Raw genomic sequence first — 2,241 nt, forward strand, 5'->3', positions numbered from 1 at the left:
GCCGAAGCGGCAACCGTGCCCGGCGAGACCATCCACAACATGCCCTTCCCCGTGGGGGTCGACGACCTCACCAGCGCCCTGAAATCGATTGAACGGCTGTCGGCCGGCATCCGTCGCCAGGCGGGACTGCCCGAACCGGTGCAGTACAAGGCGAAACACTGAGCACCCGGCCGGCGCCGCGGATGCTCGACGCCCTGCGCGCGGCAGTCGCCGACCCGGGGCAGGTCAAGACCCGCGCCATCGACCTGCACGCCAACGCCCACGACGCCTCGCACTTCCTGCTCATCCCCCAGGCGGTGGTGGTGCCCTCCGACGCTGCCGAGGTGGGGGCCTTGCTGCGGGCCAGCGCCGCGCAGGGCCTTCCGTTGACCCTCCGCTCGGGAGGCACCAGCCTGAGCGGGCAGGCTGTCACCGACAGCGTGTTGGTCGACGTACGCAGGAACTTCCGGGAGATCGAGGTGCTCGACGACGGCGCCCGGGTGCGGGTCCAGCCGGGTGTCACTGTGAGGGCACTCAACGCCCGGCTGGCCCGGTATGGGCGGAAGTTCGGCCCGGACCCCGCCAGCGAAGCGGCGTGCACCATCGGCGGGGTGGTGGCGAACAACTCGTCGGGGATGAACTGCGGCACCACTGACAACGCCTATCGGACCCTCGAGTCGGTGACGGTGGTGTTGCCCAGCGGCACCGTCGTCGACACCGCGGCCGCCGACGCGAACCCCAGGCTACGGGCCCTGGAACCTGACCTTTTTGACGGGTTGCTGCGCTTATCCGCACGGCTGCGGGACAACCCCGCGTCCGTGCGGACGGTGCGCCACCAGTTCTCCATGAAGAACACCATGGGGTACGGGCTGAACTCCCTGCTCGACTTCAACACCCCCGCCGACATGCTGGCCCACCTGATTGTGGGCAGCGAGGGCACCCTGGGCTTCATCGCCGAGGCGGTGTTCCGCACCATTCCCCGCCCGGCGTTCGCGGCGACGGGCCTGCTGGTGTTCCCGGACCTGGAAACCGCGACTGCAGCCCTGCCCGCCCTGGTCGATTCGGGAGCGGCGACCGCTGAGCTGATGGACGCCGTCTCCCTGAAGGTGGGTCAGACCCTGACGGGGGCTCCCAACGTCGTCCGCGGCCTCAACATTCTGCAGCACTGCGCACTCCTGGTGGAGTATTCGGCGTCGTCGGCGGCTGAACTCGACGACCTGCAGGGCGACCAGCCGCGGCTGCTCGCAGGTCTCGGGCTGAGCGAACCTGCCCGTTTCAGCTCCGACCCGGCGGCCCGGGCGAGCCTGTGGCAACTCCGCAAGGGCCTCTACGCGTCGGTGTCGGGGGCCAGACCGCCGGGCACCACCGCCCTGCTGGAGGATGTGGTGGTCCCCGTCCCCGCTCTGGCGCGCACCTGCACCGAACTGACCAGGCTGTTCGGCGAGCACCGTTACAGCGACAGCGTGATTTTCGGGCATGCCAAGGACGGCAACATCCATTTCATGCTCACCGACCGGTTCGCTGCCCCCGACGAGCTGGAGCGGTACCGGGCATTTACCGAGGACATGGTGGATCTGGTGCTGGGCGAGAACGGGTCGCTGAAGGCCGAGCATGGCACCGGCCGCATGATGTCGCCGTACGTCCGCCGGCAGTACGGCGCTGAGCTGTACTCGATCATGCGTGAACTCAAGCAGTTGTTCGACCCGGCCGGCATGCTCAACCCGGGAATCATCCTCGACGACGACCCGGAGGCCCACCTCCGCCACATCAAGACCGCGCCACCGGTGGCCCCCGAGGTGGACCGCTGCGTCTCCTGCGGCTTCTGCGAACCGGTCTGCCCCAGCAAGGACATCACCCTTACCCCACGCCAGCGCATCGTGACCCTGCGCGCCATCGAGCAGGCACGGCTCGACGGCGACCCCGGCTTGGCGGCGCGGCTCGAGGACGATTACGACTACGAATCGGTCCAGACCTGCGCCGTCGACGGCATGTGCCAGACCGCGTGCCCGGTGGAAATCAACACGGGGTCGCTGGTCAAACGGCTGCGCCGCGACGACGCCGGACGAGCCGCAAACCTGGCGTGGGGCGGGGCAGCGCACCGGTGGAACCTGGTCACGCGCGGCGGTGGGCTGGTACTCGACGCCGCAGCGAAGGTTCCCGACGCCGTCGTCGTCCCGGCGAACCGGCTGGCCCGGGCGGTGCTGGGGCACGACACGGTGCCCCTGTATTCCGCCGAGCTGCCGTCGGGCGGGGCCCGGCGGG

1 protein-coding gene is annotated in these 2,241 nt (G+C 69.7%); it reads left to right on the forward strand.

Annotated features, from left to right (window positions below; translation table 11 throughout):
• Positions 1 to 182: 182 nt before the first annotated feature.
• A partial coding sequence (locus K728_RS0102225) for an FAD-binding and (Fe-S)-binding domain-containing protein (RefSeq protein WP_024475711.1) occupies positions 183 to 2,241 on the forward strand: 2,059 nt, incomplete at its 3' end.

The organism is Arthrobacter sp. CAL618 (assembly GCF_000468215.1).
In the GTDB taxonomy this organism is placed as follows: Bacteria; Actinomycetota; Actinomycetes; order Actinomycetales; family Micrococcaceae; genus Arthrobacter_D.